The 18,970-nt window shown below is 50.4% G+C and carries 15 protein-coding genes; 11 read left to right on the forward strand and 4 right to left on the reverse strand.

Annotated elements, in window-relative coordinates; genetic code table 11:
- Positions 1–129: 129 nt before the first annotated feature.
- Together PsAD13_RS06225 and PsAD13_RS06230 are read left to right on the forward strand one after the other, a co-directional pair.
- Entirely contained in the window at positions 130–2,382 is a 2,253-nt protein-coding gene (locus PsAD13_RS06225; RefSeq protein ID WP_063317583.1) for a hypothetical protein, read from the forward strand.
- 134 nt (positions 2,383–2,516) lie between these two features.
- Positions 2,517–2,915 (forward strand): RidA family protein, encoded by a 399-nt coding sequence (locus tag PsAD13_RS06230; RefSeq protein ID WP_063286871.1) that lies wholly within the window; start codon positions 2,517–2,519, stop codon positions 2,913–2,915.
- Between the two features lie 94 nt (positions 2,916–3,009).
- Here the strand turns inward: PsAD13_RS06230 and PsAD13_RS06235 are convergent, their stop codons facing one another.
- The gene (locus PsAD13_RS06235) at positions 3,010–3,201 is read right to left on the reverse strand and encodes a hypothetical protein (RefSeq protein WP_063317584.1); all 192 of its coding nucleotides are present in this window, start codon (positions 3,199–3,201) and stop codon (positions 3,010–3,012) included.
- Between the two features lie 97 nt (positions 3,202–3,298).
- Between PsAD13_RS06235 and PsAD13_RS06240 the strand changes: the two genes are divergently transcribed.
- The 6 genes from PsAD13_RS06240 (at position 3,299) to PsAD13_RS06265 (ending at position 9,429) form a co-directional block, all read left to right on the forward strand.
- A complete protein-coding gene (locus PsAD13_RS06240) occupies positions 3,299–4,204 on the forward strand; it encodes a LysR substrate-binding domain-containing protein (RefSeq protein ID WP_063317585.1) in 906 nt (301 codons plus the stop codon).
- 487 nt (positions 4,205–4,691) lie between these two features.
- A complete protein-coding gene (gene cysG, locus PsAD13_RS06245; protein WP_208986460.1) occupies positions 4,692–6,161 on the forward strand; it encodes a siroheme synthase CysG in 1,470 nt (489 codons plus the stop codon).
- Positions 6,162–6,172: 11 nt separating this feature from the next.
- Positions 6,173–6,478: a DUF2849 domain-containing protein gene (locus PsAD13_RS06250; RefSeq protein ID WP_057460990.1), complete on the forward strand. Its 306-nt coding sequence runs from the start codon at positions 6,173–6,175 to the stop codon at positions 6,476–6,478.
- A gap of 24 nt (positions 6,479–6,502) precedes the next feature.
- Positions 6,503–8,158, forward strand: coding sequence for a nitrite/sulfite reductase (locus tag PsAD13_RS06255; RefSeq protein ID WP_063317587.1), 1,656 nt, complete (start codon positions 6,503–6,505; stop codon positions 8,156–8,158).
- Entirely contained in the window at positions 8,148–8,891 is a 744-nt protein-coding gene (locus PsAD13_RS06260) for a phosphoadenylyl-sulfate reductase (protein WP_063317588.1), read from the forward strand. The genes PsAD13_RS06255 and PsAD13_RS06260 overlap by 11 nt, the downstream gene beginning before the upstream one ends.
- 7 nt (positions 8,892–8,898) lie before the next feature.
- Positions 8,899–9,429: a DUF934 domain-containing protein gene (locus PsAD13_RS06265; RefSeq protein ID WP_057460987.1), complete on the forward strand. Its 531-nt coding sequence runs from the start codon at positions 8,899–8,901 to the stop codon at positions 9,427–9,429.
- A gap of 59 nt (positions 9,430–9,488) precedes the next feature.
- Here the strand turns inward: PsAD13_RS06265 and PsAD13_RS06270 are convergent, their stop codons facing one another.
- Entirely contained in the window at positions 9,489–10,697 is a 1,209-nt protein-coding gene (locus PsAD13_RS06270) for a hypothetical protein (protein WP_063317589.1), read from the reverse strand.
- A gap of 249 nt (positions 10,698–10,946) precedes the next feature.
- On the opposite strand from PsAD13_RS06270, the gene PsAD13_RS06275 reads away from it, so the two are divergent.
- The 3 genes from PsAD13_RS06275 to PsAD13_RS06285 all read left to right on the forward strand — a co-directional run bounded on the left by PsAD13_RS06275 (position 10,947) and on the right by PsAD13_RS06285 (position 15,166).
- Positions 10,947–12,815, forward strand: coding sequence for an ABC transporter ATP-binding protein (locus tag PsAD13_RS06275; protein ID WP_208986461.1), 1,869 nt, complete (start codon positions 10,947–10,949; stop codon positions 12,813–12,815).
- An 89-nt stretch (positions 12,816–12,904) separates the two neighbouring features.
- Entirely contained in the window at positions 12,905–14,383 is a 1,479-nt protein-coding gene (locus PsAD13_RS06280; RefSeq protein ID WP_063317590.1) for an aldehyde dehydrogenase family protein, read from the forward strand.
- A gap of 30 nt (positions 14,384–14,413) precedes the next feature.
- Complete coding sequence (locus tag PsAD13_RS06285) at positions 14,414–15,166, forward strand: SDR family oxidoreductase (RefSeq protein ID WP_057460984.1); 753 nt, start codon at positions 14,414–14,416, stop codon at positions 15,164–15,166.
- A 19-nt stretch (positions 15,167–15,185) separates the two neighbouring features.
- Here the strand turns inward: PsAD13_RS06285 and PsAD13_RS06290 are convergent, their stop codons facing one another.
- Both PsAD13_RS06290 and PsAD13_RS06295 read right to left on the reverse strand, forming a co-directional pair.
- Positions 15,186–16,469, reverse strand: coding sequence for a diguanylate cyclase (locus PsAD13_RS06290; protein WP_063286882.1), 1,284 nt, complete (start codon positions 16,467–16,469; stop codon positions 15,186–15,188).
- A gap of 463 nt (positions 16,470–16,932) precedes the next feature.
- Entirely contained in the window at positions 16,933–18,333 is a 1,401-nt protein-coding gene (locus PsAD13_RS06295; RefSeq protein ID WP_063317591.1) for a glutamine synthetase family protein, read from the reverse strand.
- Positions 18,334–18,970: the final 637 nt, after the last annotated feature.

Below are 18,970 nucleotides of genomic sequence, written 5' to 3' on the forward strand. Positions count from 1 at the left end.
CGGGGCTTTACTTTTGCATTGTGGCCTTGCAGCTCACCAATCGCTAACTAAGCCCTCAAACCAGCATCATCACACCAATGTGATCGTGGTAAACCTTTTGTCTGACGCAAGGTTAGGAGAGGTGTGTCGATGCCAGGACAAGAGGCAGCCCCCAAGTACGATGATTGGCTGAAAAAAGTCTATTCAGAGATGAACTGGAAGTTCCATGATCTCGTTGGCGGTGGCCGGAAGAAACGCTCTGCAAGCGTCACCAGCAAAACCTCTGAGGCAAGCGCGGCGATTGGCTCGCAAGTGGACGAAGACACACCAGAGTGGACCACAGAACCTGATATCGCAGATTACATCGTTGAAGGCACACCGGCTGCGGAACGTAAGAAACGCCCTCTCTCAGCAGCTTTGAAAGACGCCGGCATCAAATCCACCGAAGGCTTCACCCAGCGCCTCAACTCCTACCAGTCCCAAAAATCCCATTATGATGAAGACCCGTTGGGCGCAGCCTACGCAGACCCGGAGGCGGTCAAATGGGATCGGCTGGTTAAAGGCACTCTGGGGGAGAGCGATAATAAAGCCCGGCAAATGGTGCTGATGCAGCACGAAATCGAGCTGAAAAAACAATCCCGTCAATTGACCCGCGAAGTGTTTCAGGATCAGTCAACTGCACCTGAGTTCAGAGCCTATCTCCGTCAGGCCAGCGATACCCCCTCCAACCAGATGGACACAGCACAGCGTGAAACCATCATGTTCTTCAGCCAGAACATGAAGGTGTTGGGCAATGAGCTAGTAGCCTCAACCAAAGAGCTGATGCGCGAAAAAGCCTTTGGCGACACCATGATGAAGACCCTGCATGAAGCCAAAGCCAATGCGGTGTCTGAGCGTGAAAAGAAACGACTGGCCGAGCTGGAAGAAGAGGCCATCGCCTATGGCACCGCCACCTCCAAGCAAATGGCCTTCGCGCTCAATTGCACCAACTGTGTGGAAGCTGCAATTAACCGGGGAGCTGAAGTCGAAGCAGCCGTCCTGCAATTGTCAGATGAGCGGCCCAAAGCCGTTTTCGCCACCTCTGGCTTACAGCGCACGGCAGAAGAAATGGTGCTGGCTCATCTGGACAAAAGCAACAACATGAAGAAGAGCCTGGCCTGGGCAGAAACGCAGCCATGGGCCCAGATGGTGAAGGTCAATATTAAAAAGGAAGGCCGCAACTTTTCCATCACATCAGAGACGCGAAAAGCACCGGAAATACCGGCAAGCACCGGTGACCCGATGGTCGATAACCACGTGGACATGCCTCACAAAGCTGTAACCAAAACCGAGCTCGCAACCACGCCGGAGCTGGTCTTCAACGGCCTTCGCTCAGGCCAGATGATGGCCTCCATGTCTCACCGCGAGACTGGTGAAACAGGACCGGACGGCAAACCATTTGTGGGCATTCCCAGTGAGGCCTCCATGGCATGGGCAAAAACTTTGCTGACAGCTCAAAAAGAAGGACAGGACATATCGGATCAACTGCCAGACTATATGGAAGTGAAGGAAGTCTGGTACCGCGAAAACCGCTCTGGCCTCAAAGGGAAACTCAAACGCGGCAAGCCTGAAAAGAAAGTCCATGTGGTGACGTATAAGGAGACCTCGGAGTCTGTTCAGGCGGCCCAAAAGCTTCGCGCAGCACCCAAAAACATGGCTGGAGATCTGGCAGAGCTCGCAGATAACATTGCTGACCTGAAGGCAGATCAGGCCCGCAAAGCTGAAAAGCTGAAAGCACATAAAGAGGAACTGGAGAAATTCCTCAGCTCCAAAGGCGAGGGCATGCTGGAAAGTTTCGGCGAAGCCCATGAAGCCTTCAACGCCCTGCAGGAAAACATTCTCCAGCAGGTGATCGCAAAAATGAGCAAGGGCACCAGTCTCAAGAACATCAAGAAATGGGCCAGCAAACAGCCTTGGGTAATGATGTTCGAGATCGAGTTCAAGCCTGACGAAAGTGGCAAGAAGAACCATTACAACGTCGTCGTTAAAGAAAAAGAGGAGGAAGTAGAAGAGACCGACGGAGCACCAGAAGGGGGCCGTACAGAAGCAGACGGCAGAACAAAAGACCAGGAAGCCTCACTGACAGGTGCATTAGCAGCCCTCTCAAAGCCTGCAGTTCAAAAAGAACTAATCCTCAATTACACTGGCGAAAAGCACAACGGCGTACCTATCGTCGAAAAACCAAGTGACCTGGCAAAAAAATGGGCAGATATGATTATGAAGGTCTATGGCTCCAACGCCAAACTACCAGCCTATCTGGTGCTCAAGGATGTCGTCTACAAATCAGCTTCCCGAAATCTGATCCGGCGCGGTAAATACATCTCTTGCAAGGCCGTGGAGTTTATTCCTTCCGCCTTCAAGTAAAAGAAGCAAGCCAGTCTCACGACAACATCATTTGGATTTTCACCGCCCTCTGCTAGGTTCTGCGGGCGGTTTTATAGTTTGCATGTCTTCTGTTCGTTTGAAGCTCCCGAAGGCACGTGCAAGAAAGGTATTTCATGGTCAAGCGTTTAGTGCTCCCACACGAGTTTCAATCCGTTTCAGAACAACTCAACATGTCACCAGCCATCTTCTCGGGAAACCACATCTTCCTGAGTGGCATGACCGGTGCGGATATGAGCGGCCAGATGCCGGAAGACCCCGAAGCCCAGTTCCGCAACACCTTCAAAAAGATCGAATGCATCCTGCGTGAAGCCAACGTCGATATGGATGCCGTTGTTGAGATGACCAGCTACCACATCGGCCTGCGCGATCACTTCGAGCTGTTCGACTCCATCCGCCTCGAGTTCTTCTCCAAACCCTACCCAGCCTGGACCGCCATCGAAGCCGCCGGCCTCCGCCGTGAAGGCGCCCTGGTAGAAGTCCGCGTCATCGTCAGCGCACACTATGGCGGGTGAGGTGGACCTGCATTCTTAGTTTGAATTTGTTAGTTTGGGATGATTTAGAAGATAACAGAGGGTGATAAGAACCATATGACGACCTTATGTCGCTTCATCTGATAAATGGCTCTGGCACTAAGTTGACCCCAATATCCTTTTGTAAGTGTGCTGGCAGATCACGTGCATCTAAACGCTCACTCCCGCTTTTTATTGAAAAGAAAATATCTCTAAATCCTTTAGCTAACCTATTGAAAATATTTGATGATACTTTGATTTTCTGAGCTTCAACGGTGAAATCTGACATGCTTTTTCTCCTGTTGTTGTTGGGGAATTAATGCCGGAGGTTGTATTCACAGTCCAATCGAATATAGGGAAGAAAGCATAAGGAGATTTTATCAAAGATGCCGAACAGTCTGCCTCCACTCAACGCTCTTCGCGCCTTCGAAGCGGCAGCGAGACATTCCAACTTCACCCGTGCTGGGGAGGAGCTGGGAATGACGCAAGCAGCGGTGAGTTATCAGATAAAAGTGCTGGAAGATCGTGCTGGGAAACCCTTGTTCAATCGGGTAGGAAGACAAGTTGTTTTAACGGATGCAGGTGCGCAACTTGCGGCAGTTGCAAATGAGGCTTTTCAGTCTATTCGTGCTGGCTTTTCGGCGGTGCAAGGAACGCAGGATGGGACACTGAAGCTAAGCGTGGTTCCCACCTTTGCCATGAACTGGCTCTCGTTGCGTATCGGAGAGTTTCAGATGGCGAACCCAAAAATTGCTGTTCAATTGGAAGCCTCTGGCGGCGTTGTTGATTTTGCATCCTCTGATATTGATATGGGGATCAGAAACAGCCCTAAAAAATGGCCTGGGTTATGTTGTCACAAACTAGCCGAAGTTACGTATACTCCCATGTTAAGTCCAAGACTTGCTGACAGCATTGGCGGTGTGAACAAGCCTGAAGACCTGCTGAAACTTCCCATTATCGATACAGGAGATCCTTGGTGGAGAAACTGGTTTGAAGCAGCTGGCGTGAAAGATCCCGATTTTTCAAACCAACCCGTTTCTCAAATGGGCACGCAAACTGTTGATGGAAATATCGCGATTGCGGGGCATGGTGTTGCGATTCTGACACCGTTGTTTCATTCAAGTGCGTTGCGGGATGGCCTGCTTATCCAGCCCTTCCCATTAAAGTGCACGGCTGAAAATCCAGTTTGGCTTGTTTACCGTGAAACGCAGAAAAACAACCCCAAAATAAAGCTGTTCCGAGACTGGATATTGAGCGAAATGGAAAAAGACAAGGCTGGCTATGCTGTCTGATCCTGTTTGGAAGATTTAACAGGATAAGCTGGAACTGATTTCATCCATGTCGCACTCCGCATTAAACGCGTGGTAGCAACCTGTAAAACGCGAAGAACCAGATTCTTTAAAATACGAGTTCGTCGAAATTGATAGGTTTTCATTTCTGGTGTTCGTTGCTCTAACGGATGTTAGGGGTATGTAGATTTATTTTCTCAATCAGCAAATGTGATGGTAATTTTGAGAGCTTATGTGGTCATATCTGCTGTAAATGTAGAATGATGTTTCACGAGTACCGTTTTTAAAGTCAGGGCATCTTTCCTCCGTTCGAGCGCATGAAAAAAATCTTTTCTACGCACTCATCCAGCTTTGGAATGCCATACCGGGCTTAGAGGAACTCTACTCTGTAAACTCGCTCCCAATGAAGTGCATTCCCGAAAAGTGGGAACCGGTTTTCGGATAAGAATTCACTCCAGCATAAATGATCCCAAAACGCTTGGAGAGCGCAATGGCTTTGGTAGAGAGCTTCAACACACAGCAGGACGAGAGCAATAAACTCGCTGTCTTTCCAACCTTTCACAAGGTTGAAGGCAAAATGGTTGTTGTTGTTGGCTGTGGTGATGAAGCTGCTGCAAAGGTAAGACTTCTGGCGCAAACCAAAGCGCACATCCGCGTTGTCAGCCATGAGCGCCCTAGTGCAGCTTTGGCCGAAGCGGTGGCAGACGCGGACGGCGTCTTCATGCTTAGCGTGTTCAACCCGGCTTATCTGGATGGCGCAGCCCTGGTGTTTGCTGCCACTGATGAAGAAGAGCTGGACCGTGAGATCGTAGAAGCTGCTCGTGAGAAAGGCATCCCGGTCAACGCAGTGGACCGTCCTGAGCTTTGTGATTTTTACACAGGTGCGATGGTCAATCGTGCACCTGTTGCCGTGGCGATCACCTCAACAGGCGTTGGCCCTGTTTATGCCCGCCACATCCGCGCACAGGTTGAAGCTCTGTTACCACGTGAAGCCGGTCAACTCGCAAGGTTGGCAGACAGCTTCCGTGCTACAGTTGGTAAGCTGATGCCTTCGGGAAGTGCGCGTCGTCGCTTTTGGGCTGAATTTTTTTCAGGGACTATAGCTGCGAACACTTTTGCTGGTGAGACACAAAAGGCTCTGACCGAAGCGCATCGCTTGCTGAACAGTGAGCAGGATCAGCGGGGATATGTCTGGCTTGTGGGTGCTGGCCCGGGAGCAGAAGACCTGCTGACCCTGCGCGCACAGCGTGTCCTGCAGGAAGCAGATGTCATTTTCTATGATGCATTGGTACCGGATGCCGTGGTTTCCATGGGCCGCCGCGACGCAACACGCATCAGCGTAGGAAAACGCAAAGGAACGCACAGTTCAACGCAAACGCAAATCAACCAGTTATTAGTCTCTGCTGCCAAGTCCGGCAAACGGGTTGTCCGCCTGAAGGCAGGGGACCCAATGGTGTTTGGCCGCGCTGGAGAAGAGATCGCCGCGTTGCGTGAGCATGATGTGGACTTTGAAATTGTACCCGGTGTCACCGCAGCGTTTGCTGCCGCCGCCAGTGCGCAAATTCCTTTGACATTACGGGGTGTTGCCTCCTCACTGGTGTTTGCCACAGGGCATAACCAGCATGGAGATGTCCTCCCGGACTGGGCGGACCTTGCTCTGAATGGGGCGACAACCGCCGTCTACATGGGGCGCAGCGTTGCAGGAAAAGTTGCCAACTTGCTGGCAAAATCCGGGTTGGACTTATCCACGCCCGTCATGGCGATTGAGAACGCAGCCCAGACAAAAGAACGCAATTTTGCAGGCACCCTGCAAGACCTTTGTAATTTTGAGCAGCACGACAGTGTCACCGGACCCACACTTATCATCATTGGTAAGGCAGTGGCCCACGCAGATCAGTCGCGCTCGCTCCCTCTAAGTCCAATTAAATTCGAGAAGTTACCGGCTGTTGTCGCAGCCTAGGGAGAGACCCGATGAAAACTATTACCGCCAACAGACTGGTCGATGGTGATGTCGTCTGGCTCGGCCACAACGGAGAGTGGGTCGAGTTTGTTGAGGCCGCCTGGATCCTCAACACCGACGAAGACATGGCCTCAGCTCTGGATTTCGCGAAAGCCGGTGAAGACAAACAATACGTTCTCGGCACCTACGCGATTGATCTGGAACTGAAAGACGGCCATTTGCAGCCAAAGAGCCTGAAAGAGCGTATTCGCGCACAAGGGCCAACCACTCGTCTCGACCTCGGCAAGCAAGCCGAACGCCATCTGCGTTCGGCCTAAGTCCTTTTAGATTCAGGAGTTTCCATGTACCGCTACGATGAATTTGATCGCGACTTTGTTAATCAGCGCGTGAGCCAGTTCGAAGATCAGGTCCGCCGCCGTATGTCTGGCGAGCTGACCGAAGACGAGTTTAAGCCGCTCCGCCTGATGAATGGTCTTTACCTGCAGCTGCACGCTTACATGCTGCGTGTCGCAATTCCATACGGCACGCTCAATGCAAACCAGATGCGTAAACTTGCCCATATCGCAAGGACTTACGACAGAGGTTACGGCCACTTCACAACGCGCCAGAACGTCCAGTTTAACTGGCCAAAGCTCTCTGATACACCGCAGATTCTACATGAACTTGCCGACGTTGAGATGCACGCCATCCAGACCTCTGGCAACTGTATCCGCAATGTAACCTCCGACCAGTTTGCAGGCGCAGCCGCAGACGAGTTCGCAGACCCACGCGTTTACGCCGAAATCCTGCGCCAATGGTCTTCGCTACACCCGGAATTCCTGTTCCTGCCACGCAAGTTCAAGATTGCAATCACAGGCGCTGAACAGGACCGCGCTGCCGTACAGGTGCACGACATTGGCCTGCAGCTGACCCGCAATGAAGACGGGGAAATCGGCTTCGTGGTGTTTGTAGGTGGCGGCTTGGGCCGTACGCCGATGGTAGGCCGTAAGGTACGGGATTTTCTACCGGAAAATGACTTGCTGGCCTACAGCGAGGCGATCCTGCGCGTCTACAACCGCTATGGCCGCCGCGATAACAAGTACAAGGCTCGCATCAAGATTCTGGTTCACGAAACCGGTCTGGAAGAACTGAAGCAGGATATTGAGGCCGAGTTCGAGGCAACCAAAAACGGCATTCTCGATCTGCCAAATGAAGAAGTGGTCCGCATCAACGAATACTTCGCACCACCATCTTTTGAAGCCCTGCCAAAGATCAGCACAGAGCTGGAAGCAGCCAAGCGCGAAGACCGCGATCTGGCCTTGTTCTCCAGCCGCAACCTGCATGCGCACAAAGCTGAGGGTTACACATCTGTCACCATCTCGCTGAAGCCAATTGGTGGTGCGCCGGGGGATGCAACAGCCGATCAGATGGACGTAATTGCTGATGTAGCACAACGGTTTGGACATGATGAATTGCGCGTCACACATGAGCAGAACCTCGTTCTGCCACATGTGAAGCTGCAAGATGTTCCCACTGTCTACAAGATCCTGAAGGCAAACGAGCTCGCAGATTCAAACGCTGGCCTGATCACCGACATGATCGCTTGCCCGGGTCTGGACTATTGTGCTCTGGCAAATGCTCGCTCAATTCCAATTGCTCAGGAAATATCCAAGCGATTTGAAGAGGTTAAGCGCCAGAACGAAATTGGTGATTTGAAACTGAAAATCTCCGGCTGCATCAACGCCTGTGGTCACCACCATGTCGGCCACATCGGCATTTTGGGCGTAGACCGCAAAGGCGAAGAGCTCTATCAGATTACACTGGGTGGTTCTGCAGATCAGAACACATCCATCGGCAAAATCATTGGTCGCGGCTTCCCGGAAGCAGAGATCACCGATGCCGTTGAGACTGTTGTCGATACCTATTTGGCGAACCGCCTGGATGAGGAAGAAAGCTTCATCGACGCCTATCGCCGCTTGGGTGATCAGCCATTTAAGGACGCTCTTTATGGAGCATAGTCAATCACATAAGGCCTCTTTGGAGGCGCAGGTGAAGCTGCTGAACCGGATGTATTCCGAGCGCGATGCTAAGGACATCCTGCAGCATGCGCTCACAGAGCAATTCTCTGGAGAGATCGCTCTGGTGTCCTCATTCGGCGCGGACAGCTCCGTGCTGCTGCACATGGTCTCTCAGATCGACGTGCGTACGCCAGTCCTGTTTGTCGACACCGGTAAACTGTTTGGCGAAACAAAGCGCTATCGTGACGAACTGGTTGAGCAACTTGGGCTTTTGGACGTGCGTGTCATCACGCCTGAACCAGAAGAACTTGCTGAGAAAGACTCAAAAGGTGCTCTCTGGATGTCTGATACTGATGCGTGCTGTCACATCCGCAAAGTGGTTCCACTCGCAAAAGCGCTTGGTGGCTTCGAAGCTTGGATCTCTGGTCGCAAACGCCATCAGGCTGACACTCGAGCCAGTCTGGAGCATTTTGAGGTCGAAGAAGGCCGTATCAAAGTGAACCCGCTGGCCAACTGGACCGCTGCCGAAGTCCTTCAATACGCAAAGGATAATGGCCTGCCACCACATCCGCTGGTCGCAGAAGGGTATCCCTCCATCGGGTGTATGCCTTGCACAGACAAGGTTGCTCCGGGCGAAGACCCACGCTCAGGCCGTTGGCGCGGTCAGGACAAAACTGAATGTGGAATTCATTTCTCAAGTGCGTCCAAGGGCGGCGCAGCCCAAAGCATCTGAGGTTCAAATGACAACAGAACTCAAAAAGACCACTGAGATCTTCAAGAACGACGAGATCGTTGCTGATGACTGGGCCTATATCGCAGAGGATGAAGCCCTGCCAGCCGAGGGGAAGTTTATCTTCTCTCTGGAGCGTTTTCTGGCAGAAGAACAACAGCTTAAGCAGACAAATCTGACTTTGGGTGTTGTACTTCGTGCAGGTGAAAAAGCGGAAAAGCTGGCTGATCATCTTGAGGCGCTGGAACTCATTGCAGTAGACTTCCCAAGCTTTGCAGATGGTCGGGGTTTCTCTGCTGCCCGCATCCTGAGAGATGGATTGCGCTACGGTGGCGAGATCCGTGCGGTTGGTCCGTTCATTCTCGATCAGATTGGCTTCATGCTCCGCGTCGGCATCAACAGTTTCGCGCTGGACAACCCACGTCTACGAGCTGATCTGGAGTCCGGCAACCTCAATGAGGTCACCGCCTACACGCAGCCAGTCTTTGCGCGAAAAGAAGCGCCCGCTGGTACGAGACCATGGGCGCGACGTCCGATTTGATTTTAGAGCAAGATACTCGAACTCAATGAGAAAAGGCGGGTCAAACACCCGCCTTTTTCTTATTCTGCTGGTTGAGCCTGCAGCTGGTTGGACGCTGAAAGCATCTTTCCGTTGAGCTTCAGGAACAGCCAGACTGTTGCGATCTGGATTACAATCAGCGGGGCGTACAGCGCGAAGTAGGCGATGGACATGGAACCAAGAACACCAAGCTTCACAAGGCCTGCATTGATCACGAAATTACCGAAGACGAACAATGCAACACCAGGGCAAACCAGCGCGTAAGAACCTGGAGACTTGTCCGGACCAGCAATCCAGCGGTCATAGTAGCCAACCCGCTTCATGACTGCCCAGCCGATCAGACCAAACAGGATCTGGATTGCGAACAAGCTGATCAGAAAAACATAGATTCCACCAGCAGTTACCGGTGCATCGAAGTTATGCGCAAGGCTCATTTTGATGCGGTAGATTGCAATGCCAACAACGGTCAGGAACGGAATAATGATCCAGAGTGTTGGTGTGGTTTCGCCCGCAGCTTTGTGCTCCATCATAGAACGGAAGCCGAGGATCAGTTTGATTGTCCCCATCACAATGGCTGCGCCGATGAACAGAGCGCTACCAGCAATGCCGATTGCCGCAATCACCTTGGTTTGACTCATAGCTGCCGGAGCAGAGAAGCCAACGCCAATCATGGCAAATGCGAACACGGAGATCATCTGACCGAGGCTGTTGTTCTTTGCGCACTCATATCCACCCTCTGTCAGGACACGGGAGATGAAGTCCAGATAGATGCGGAAACCCAACACTCCGATGGCTGCAAAAGCCAGCAGGGAGAAGGGGAACAGGATTTCGCGAATGCTCCAAAGGCCTGGTACAAATACCGCACCCGCGATGAAGCTGACATTGACTGTCATGGCAAGAGCCAATGGAATAGTCATCAGCTGACTTTCCGCATTGGAATTCTTAAAGCCTTCAAAAACCTTGGTTTGCTTCCACTTTCCGTACTCGGAAAAATTCCAGAACAGCAAGCGAAAGTGCAACACTGAGAAGAAGATAATACCAACCGCGGCCACAACAATCAGCGCCTGCATAGCGATGGAACCGTTGTTGAAGGCTTCAGTCAAAGAGGCAAAGTTGGCGATAGGAGATACCTTATGTGGTGTCATCCACATAAGGTACATAAAGAAGCTAATTGCCAAGCCACCTGCACCAACGGCGGACAAAAAGTACAGAGGAGAATACCGCTCACCTAAATTAGAAAGATAACGCATTGGGCTAATCCTTTTTTGAAGTTGAAATTAGTATATTAGAAAATACTAAAATAACAATACATAAAATTAGAAAAATCTAATATAAAGATAATGCATTGAATTTAATAAGGTAAAATAAGCGTTGTGCTCGAACTTGCGCAAAATGACACAGTCTCGAGTTCAAATTTGAGTAGATGAATTCTTCTGGGTTTTCACAAGCCGAGTCGCGCGATAGTCTAAGTGTTCTCTTTTTGTCTCCCGGAGCAGATCGTGCTGAATGCGCTTTATCAGTGGGCAACCAATCATGTTGACCCATTTGCCAAAAATCATATGGAATGGGAGAGCAAAACGCATTTGCAACAACTGCGTTCTCTCGTGTTCATCTTTCCAAAGCACACTCTGGTTCTATTGCTGGTGGTGCTGGTCGAAACCATTCTGACTGTCTTCCTGCTGTCATTTGTTGGCTTCCTGATTGATCAGATGGAAGCGAGTGGACCAGAGCTGTTCTGGCAGCAGAACATGTGGCTGATTGTGACTGCTGCGGTCGCATTTCTCGTTGCAAAGCCAGTATTTTCAATTGCTTATGAAGTTCTGATTTCACTGACACTTCACGTTAATATTCTCACCTCATCGCGTGTCACGTTCTTTGATCGACTGCTCAATCAGGACATGACGTTCTTTCAAAAGGAGTTTGCGGGAAACCTCGCCAGCAAAACCTTTGGAGGTGGGCGAGAAGTTGCAGAACTGTTCTGGGCGGGGATTGGAATTGTCATCCCAAACTTTTTCTTTGCAGGGTCGCTCCTGATCGCATTGTCATGGCTGCATTGGTATCTTGGGGTAGTCATGCTCGTCTGGATCGGATTGTTTGCTGTCCTTGCGTATATCCGCGTGCCAATCATTCGCGATGCTTCAAAAGAAGGAGCAGATATCGCGCATGCCGTGAATGGTTCTGTTGTTGACGTTTACTCCAACATTCAGACTGTGAAGCTCTTTCAGGGTAATGATCGTGCGCTTGGCCATTTCACAAATCAACTCAGAGGTTTCAAAGAGGCAATAGTTAGGTTCCGCTCCACAGTGGTTACATCACGGATGCTTGTTGCACTCGTCGGAGCATGTGGTCTTGCTGCATTTACAGGCCTAAGTCTTGCGTTGTGGCATCAACAGGCAATCACAACAGGTGAAGTTGCAATTGTCCTTGGTTTTGCCATTCGCCTGGAAGGCAAACTGCTGGAAATATTTGCTCAGTTAACCGGTCTTTTCCGCTCTTATGGCTCGTTTAAATCCACCGCCAGAACCATGGAGCACTCGCTTGGCCTTGTTGACGATTCTGAGGCCACGAACTTTCACTATGAGAAGGGCCTTATTGAGTTCAACAATGTCGACTTTGCCTACGGCCAGCAAACCGCGATTGTAAAAGATCTGAATTTCATCATCCAACCCGGTGAGAAGGTAGGTATCGTTGGTCACTCAGGTACTGGCAAATCAACCGTCGTGAATCTGCTGCTGCGCATGTACGACGTTGAAGGTGGAGCTATCACCATTGATCATCAGGATCTGCGAAGCGTTACGCAGGAATCTCTACGTGTAGAAATCGGGTTGGTGACACAGGACACCTCGTTGTTTCATAGGTCTATTTTCGACAACATCTCGCTTGGTAAAGATGATGTCGAGATGGAAGATGTTCGTGAAGCTGCCCGCCGAGCGCATGCTTTGGAGTTCATTGAGGCACTGGAAGACAACAAAGGCCGAAAAGGCTTTGAGGCATTCGTAGGTGAGCGTGGCATCAAACTTTCCGGTGGGCAGCGTCAACGGATTGCATTGGCCCGTGTGTTCCTGAAAAATCCGCCAATCCTGATCCTGGATGAAGCAACCTCGGCGCTAGACACCAAGCTGGATGCGGACATTCAGGAGATCCTGAACGATGTGATGAAGGACAAAACCACCCTCGCTATTGCCCATCGCCTGACCACAGTTGCCAGAATGGACCGTCTGATTGTGATGGACAAAGGGCAGATTGTTGAAGCAGGAACGCATGCGGAATTACTGGCAAAAGACGGGATATATGCAGAACTGTGGCACAATCAGTTTTATGGAGTAAAGAGCTCGGCAACAGATTTGACACCAACAGAAACCCAGTAAAACTCCCCCAAGAAGAGAATTGCGCCGCCCTCTTACATGAACTAGCGTTCGGATGACCAGCACAAAGCTTATCATCCGAGGGGGGCGGTATGACAGAGTTTAGCGCGACACTAAATTCTCAGAATTTGAGAAAATACCGGTCAATTATCAATGGCTTACAGTGTGATGCGTCCTCTGGAGAAACCATTGATATGATCTGTCCAAGCACGGGCTTGCCATACGCAACGATTCCTCGGTGTACTGCATCTGATGTCGGGAAAGCGGTTTCTTCTGCAAGAACAGCGCTCACCTCAAAAGAATGGGCCTCACTATCTGCGGGGCAACGCGGAGAGCGTTTACTAAGGCTCGCGGAGTTGATTTCGCAAAACCGGGATCATCTGGCAGAGCTTGAGGCACGTGACACCGGTAAACCCTTAAGCCAGGGCTATGGGGACATCGATACTGCCGCCCAGTACTTCCGGTTTTATGGTGGAGCGGCTGACAAAATTACGGGTGAGACGCTACCGATCGCGGTTGATTACCTCGCAATGACAGTTCGCGAGCCGCATGGCGTCGTTGCCTCCATAGTGCCATGGAATTACCCCATGCAAATCTTCGCGCGCGTTGCTGGAGCAGCGTTAGCCATGGGCAATACACTGGTTGTCAAACCCTCTGAAGATGCCTGCCTATCCATTATTGAAACGGCCAATCTTGCAGTCGAAGCTGGTTTTCCAGCTGGAACACTCAACGTTTTGACAGGTTTGGGAGAAGAGGCTGGAGCTGCGCTCTCCTACAATCCTGAAGTGGATTTCATCACCTTTACAGGATCGCCAGATGTGGGGACACTGATCCAATCCGCAGCCGCGCGCAATCATATCGGGTGTACATTGGAACTTGGCGGTAAGTCCCCGCAAATAATCTTCGAAGATGCTGATCTGAACAAAGCACTACCTGTTATTCAGGACTGTATTTTGAAGAATGGCGGTCAAACCTGTTCTGCTGGATCGCGTGTTCTGGTGCATCAAAGTCGTTGGGAAGAGACAGTTGATACACTCAGAACCGCCTTTAGAAGCACTGTCTCAGGCCAATACAAGGATAATCTAGATCTCGGACCATTGATTAACGCCAGACAACTCCGCCGTGTAAACGCCTTTTGTGAGCAGGCAGAGACAGACGGCATTCCGCTGATTGGGGAGGGCACAATCGCCCCGGACGCACCAACAGAAGGCTATTACACCACAGCAAAAGTCTATGGTCCGGTTCCAACAGATCACTCACTTGCTCTGGATGAAGTTTTTGGCCCGGTTCTTTCACTCATTCCGTTTCGGACGGAAGAAGAAGCAATTCGCATTGCCAATGGTACCCCCTACGGGCTCGTAGCCGGCATTTGGACCAAGGACATCGCAAGAGCAACGCGTGTTGCCAAAGCCATCCACTCTGGTCAGGTCTTTGTAAACACCTACGGTGCAGGTGGAGGGGTTGAACTGCCATTTGGTGGGGTCAAGAAATCTGGTCACGGCAGGGAAAAAGGCTTTGAAGCACTTAAAGAATTCTCTGTTCTGAAGACCATTGTTGTCAGTCACGCTTAAGGCGGACTTTCACACGTGGGGAGGAAAAGCGTGTCAGGACGATTGGAAGGAAAAACCGCGATAATCACGGGTGGTGCAGCTGGTTTTGGGGAAGGAATCGCTCAAAAATATGCGCAAGAAGGTGCAGCGGTCATCATCGCTGATCTCGATGGAGTTGCAGCAAGAAACCTTGCAGATGCAATCGGTGACACAGCGTATGCCATTGAGACAGACGTGACCGTGCGCTCCGATGTGAAAGCGATGGTTGCTTATGCAATTGAGAAAACTGGGCGGCTGGATGTCGTCGTCAACAATGCTGGCTACACCCACCGCAACTGCCCTTTAGCACAGGTAGATGAAAACAATTTTGACCGCATCCTAGAGGTGAATGCCAAAGCTATCTATCTGACAACGCTTGAAGCTTTGCCTGAGCTGGAAAGACAGGGCGGTGGTGTCATCATCAACACCGCGTCCACGGCGGGCATCCGTCCCCGTCCCGGGCTCACCTGGTACAACGCCTCCAAGGGCTGGGTCATCACAGCGACCAAATCCATGGCGGTAGAGCTTGCTCCTCAAAACATTCGCGTCAATGCCTTATGTCCAGTGGCCGGAGAAACCGGCATGCTGGAACTCTTCATGGGAGAAGACACCCCGGAGAAGCGCCAGCAGTTTCGTGACAGCATTCCTTTGGGGCGCTTCTCTAAACCAGAAGACATTGCAAACGCAGCACTCTGGCTCGCTTCAGACGAAGCCCAGTTTATCACCGGTGTAGCTTTGGAAGTCGACGGAGGTAGGACAATCTGACGGCAGAAGTGCCGCCAGACTACATGGCATCAAGAGTGGTTGCAGAAGACGTTACAATGCGGTTGCGGCCAGATTTCTTGGCTCTGTACAGGCAACGGTCCGCAACCCTGAGAGCGCTCGCCAGTGAGTTCTCAGTGCCCGCTGAAAGGCCGACGCTGATCGTCGGTGCAAACGTATGCTCATCATTACCGGGATCTGTGACTGGCATAGAACTTCTAAGCTCAGAGAGAAACTGCTTGGATGTTGGTTCATCAATATCGGGCAGTGCAACGCAGAACTCGTCTCCGCCAATTCGAATGGCGACGCTTCTTGGCGGCAGGAGATCCGAAATGCGATGCGCGACAGAGATAATCAGGTTGTCTCCGGTTTCATGGCCAAACTTGTCATTGATCTGCTTAAAGCGATCAATGTCGATCATGGCATATCGCATCTCCTTGCCAGCAAGCATCTGGTCTTTATGAAGTTTATCGACGACGTTGTAGAGGTGGCGACGGTTAAACAGGCCTGTCATCGGGTCACGATGCGCCATCTCGGTCAGTTCACTTATGCGGTCCAACTGATTGAGGTTCTGCGAAACCCGCAACATCAGTTCCTCAGGTGTGCACGCCTTGTTCAGGAAGTCGTTAGCACCGGATTTCAGAAACTTCGCAGTAAGGGCTGGGTCATCTGTTGCCGAGATTCCAATGACTGCCAAAGTACTGAAGCTATGTCTCCGTCGGATCTGCGTCATGACTTCAAAGCCAGTCGCTCCCGGCAGTAAATGATCAATAATCAGCAGCTTGATATCAGGGTTTTGCTTGAGTGTTTCCAACGCTTCTTCACCGGAAGTAGCCGTGATCACTTGAAGGCAATAGAGCTGAAGCCGCTTCTTTAACAACGCCAGTGCATGTGAGGAATCGTCCACGATCAATACTTTGGTGCTGAGGTTCCTATCGACACGGTTGACCAGCTCACCAAGGTAACCAAGGCTCGCAGGAGAATCTTTGAGGACGTAATCTACAATCCCCTTCTTCAGAATTGATCGTCGGGTACCCTGATCAAAACGCCCCGAGAACACGATTGTCGGTAGTCCGGCGTCGATAGTGAGATCTACAACCTCACCATCCGGCGCATCTGGAAGCGTCAGATCAACAAGAGCAAGGAATGGCTTTACCTTACCTTCTTCTAAAATAGTTTTTGCCTGAGCATACGTTTTCGCTGTCGTGACATGATAATGCCCCGCACGCTCAATCTCGCTTTCAGTTACGCGAGCAAAGAAATTGGCATCTTCAACGAGAAGAATGCTCTTTTTCTGATCTGGCATGTGATGTCCTCAAAAACCAGCAAATGCGATTTAAATTGCGTTTGCAACCTATTAACCGCCATCAATAGCCTCGAATATGGTTTGTAATAAACAACATTTGAAATGTATTTAAAATTAGACATAAAGTTGTGATAAAATTAAATAAAATCAAAAATTGCATGATAGACTAGGAATTCTGAAATTAAATACCCAGTGAATTCAAAAATATGTAAGTATAAATTCGTATAATCTCACATTTTTGTGATGTTTTGACGAAAATTCGATCCGCATATGTATTTGTAATTAGTTAAATTCGAAATATAAATCGGTTTAAATTAAGTTTCCTGGAAGTATCTCTTAGGAACTATGCTGTGACTGGCTCTAGTGAATATTATGAAAGTTAAAATTGCTGGACATAATACACTCAACTAAGGGGTGTGGTATCCACAGTTTCGCGTGAAAGTCACACCTCATCCAGTGGGAATCAAACGTTCATCAGCAGGTATTCTCGTTCCCAGGCGCTGATAACGGACATAAAGGTCTCGTACTCTTCAAGTTTGATGGCCCGATATGTGGCAACAAACTGTTCGCCGAAAATCTCCAGCAAATCATCGTCTGCTTCAAACTCATCAACGGCATGAAGCAATGTACGCGGAAGTTTGCTCATAACCTCACTGTTGTCGGTATCTCTCGGCTTATCAGGCTCAATCCTTTTCTTGATACCCAGGTATCCGGCGGCAAGGCTGGAAGCGATAACGAGATACGGATTGGCATCAGATCCTGGCACCCGGTTTTCTAACCGTCGCGCATCAGGAGATGAACTAGGAACACGAAGCCCCACAGTACGGTTGTCGTAGCCCCAGAACAGGTTGGTTGGAGACCCGCTATCACGCGCGAAACGGCGGTAGGAGTTCACATAAGGCGCCATAATCGGCATTAAAGCGGGCATGTAACGCTGATGCCCACCAATAAAATGATAGAAGGCAGGCGTTGCCTCATTATCTGCACTGTTGAAGATGTTCTGTCCTGTCTCCCGGTCAAGGATAGACTGATGAATATGCATAGATGACCCTGGCTGGGAGGACATCGCCTTGGCCATGAAGGTGGCGTAAATGTTATGGCGCAGCGCGGCCTCGCGAATGGTGCGTTTGAACATAAACGCCTGATCCGCCAGCTCCAAAGGGTGGCCATGTCTCAAGTTGATTTCCATCTGAGCAGCACCCTCTTCGTGAATAAGGGTGTCGATCTCCAGTCCCTGAGCCTCAGAAAGATCATAGATGTCGTCAATCAACTCGTCGAACTCATTGAGAGCGGAGATTGAATAAGACTGCCTGCCAACTTCAGGGCGACCAGAACGACCAACTGGAGGTTCCAGCGGATAATCGGGATCGGTATTGGGCTTAACCAGATAGAATTCCACCTCAGGGGCGATAATTGGCTGCCAACCCTCGGCATCATAAAGCTCAAGTACGCGCTTTAGAACATTGCGCGGAGCAATCGGGAAGGGCTTCCCATCCTTGGTGAAAGCATCATGCAGGAGCTGAGCTGTCGGGTCAGTCTCCCAAGGCACAATGGTCAGCGTTGAATAATCGGGCTTGAAATAAAGGTCGCCATCTGTCGGATTATATTGAAACCGATCATCATCCTCAGGGTAATCGCCAGAAATAGTCTGGGCGAAAATAGAGGAGGGCATTGTCAGCGTGTTGCTGCTGAAAAACTTGTTTGTCGGCATCATCTTGCCGCGTGGTACCCCGGCAACGTCAGGTACAACACACTCAATATCTCCAATGTTCCGGGCTTGCAGCCAGGTGCGGGCTTCTTCAAGGTCGCTCACACCGCGCATATTAAGCGCCGCTTCATCATCCGGATTAATTTCAGAACTCATAGGACTTCCAATTGGGTTTGCTACCAAATGTTCGTGGCAGCGTTTCACTCATGAAAAGTAATTCAGCTCTTTCCGGCTGCTATAAGATCCAGCTTGCTTCTGGTTGGGATAGTAGTCTAGCAGAGGTCAGCTCAAGTCGGAAACTATGTTGTTTTGTGGAAGTTTAATTGTACCTTCTCTTTAATCGTTCCGAGTGTGTAATTGCGCCTCATTCTAACAAAATTACAATGCTTACTTGAGGTGATAATGTGGTCATCTAAGCCAGCCTACAGCATTGAGAACTGGTCGTTTTCTTGAATTTTGGATGATGAACAAGAGCCAACAATGTCTGAGGACACTCTGTGGCTTCTTTCAGATTCCCAGCACGGTTGAAGACACTTCAGATAGCGGACCGTTGACCAGACGGCAGTGATGAAGAAGTTTCTAGTGCTTCTGAGATTAAAGTCGGAATCATTGTTCTCAATAAAACCTTTGATTCTAGCCAGCACCTTCTGGACACGGGTTAAGGCTGCACACTAGAAACCCTGATAGTGTTGAGAGGATCTGAGAGCTGGGTGCCTGAGGCACCCAACGAACCTACGGCATTCCTGTAAAATATTGGGTTGGAATGTAGGCCGAAATTAATCTGCCACCAGAA

This window comes from Pseudovibrio sp. Ad13 (assembly GCF_001623225.1).
Classification (GTDB): Bacteria; Pseudomonadota; Alphaproteobacteria; order Rhizobiales; family Stappiaceae; genus Pseudovibrio.

What these genes read in the sequence shown, in the direction of transcription:
- PsAD13_RS06230 (WP_063286871.1), top strand. Translation starts at nt 2,517, where the DNA reads ATGGTCAAGCGTTTAGTGCTCCCACACGAGTTTCAATCCGTTTCAGAA.
- PsAD13_RS06265 (WP_057460987.1), top strand. Translation starts at nt 8,899, where the DNA reads ATGACAACAGAACTCAAAAAGACCACTGAGATCTTCAAGAACGACGAG.
- PsAD13_RS06255 (WP_063317587.1), top strand. Translation starts at nt 6,503, where the DNA reads ATGTACCGCTACGATGAATTTGATCGCGACTTTGTTAATCAGCGCGTG.
- PsAD13_RS06290 (WP_063286882.1), bottom strand. Translation starts at nt 16,469, where the DNA reads ATGCCAGATCAGAAAAAGAGCATTCTTCTCGTTGAAGATGCCAATTTC.
- PsAD13_RS06225 (WP_063317583.1), top strand. Translation starts at nt 130, where the DNA reads ATGCCAGGACAAGAGGCAGCCCCCAAGTACGATGATTGGCTGAAAAAA.
- PsAD13_RS06280 (WP_063317590.1), top strand. Translation starts at nt 12,905, where the DNA reads ATGACAGAGTTTAGCGCGACACTAAATTCTCAGAATTTGAGAAAATAC.
- PsAD13_RS06235 (WP_063317584.1), bottom strand. Translation starts at nt 3,201, where the DNA reads ATGTCAGATTTCACCGTTGAAGCTCAGAAAATCAAAGTATCATCAAAT.
- PsAD13_RS06260 (WP_063317588.1), top strand. Translation starts at nt 8,148, where the DNA reads ATGGAGCATAGTCAATCACATAAGGCCTCTTTGGAGGCGCAGGTGAAG.
- PsAD13_RS06240 (WP_063317585.1), top strand. Translation starts at nt 3,299, where the DNA reads ATGCCGAACAGTCTGCCTCCACTCAACGCTCTTCGCGCCTTCGAAGCG.
- PsAD13_RS06295 (WP_063317591.1), bottom strand. Translation starts at nt 18,333, where the DNA reads ATGAGTTCTGAAATTAATCCGGATGATGAAGCGGCGCTTAATATGCGC.
- PsAD13_RS06250 (WP_057460990.1), top strand. Translation starts at nt 6,173, where the DNA reads ATGAAAACTATTACCGCCAACAGACTGGTCGATGGTGATGTCGTCTGG.
- cysG (WP_208986460.1), top strand. Translation starts at nt 4,692, where the DNA reads ATGGCTTTGGTAGAGAGCTTCAACACACAGCAGGACGAGAGCAATAAA.
- PsAD13_RS06270 (WP_063317589.1), bottom strand. Translation starts at nt 10,697, where the DNA reads ATGCGTTATCTTTCTAATTTAGGTGAGCGGTATTCTCCTCTGTACTTT.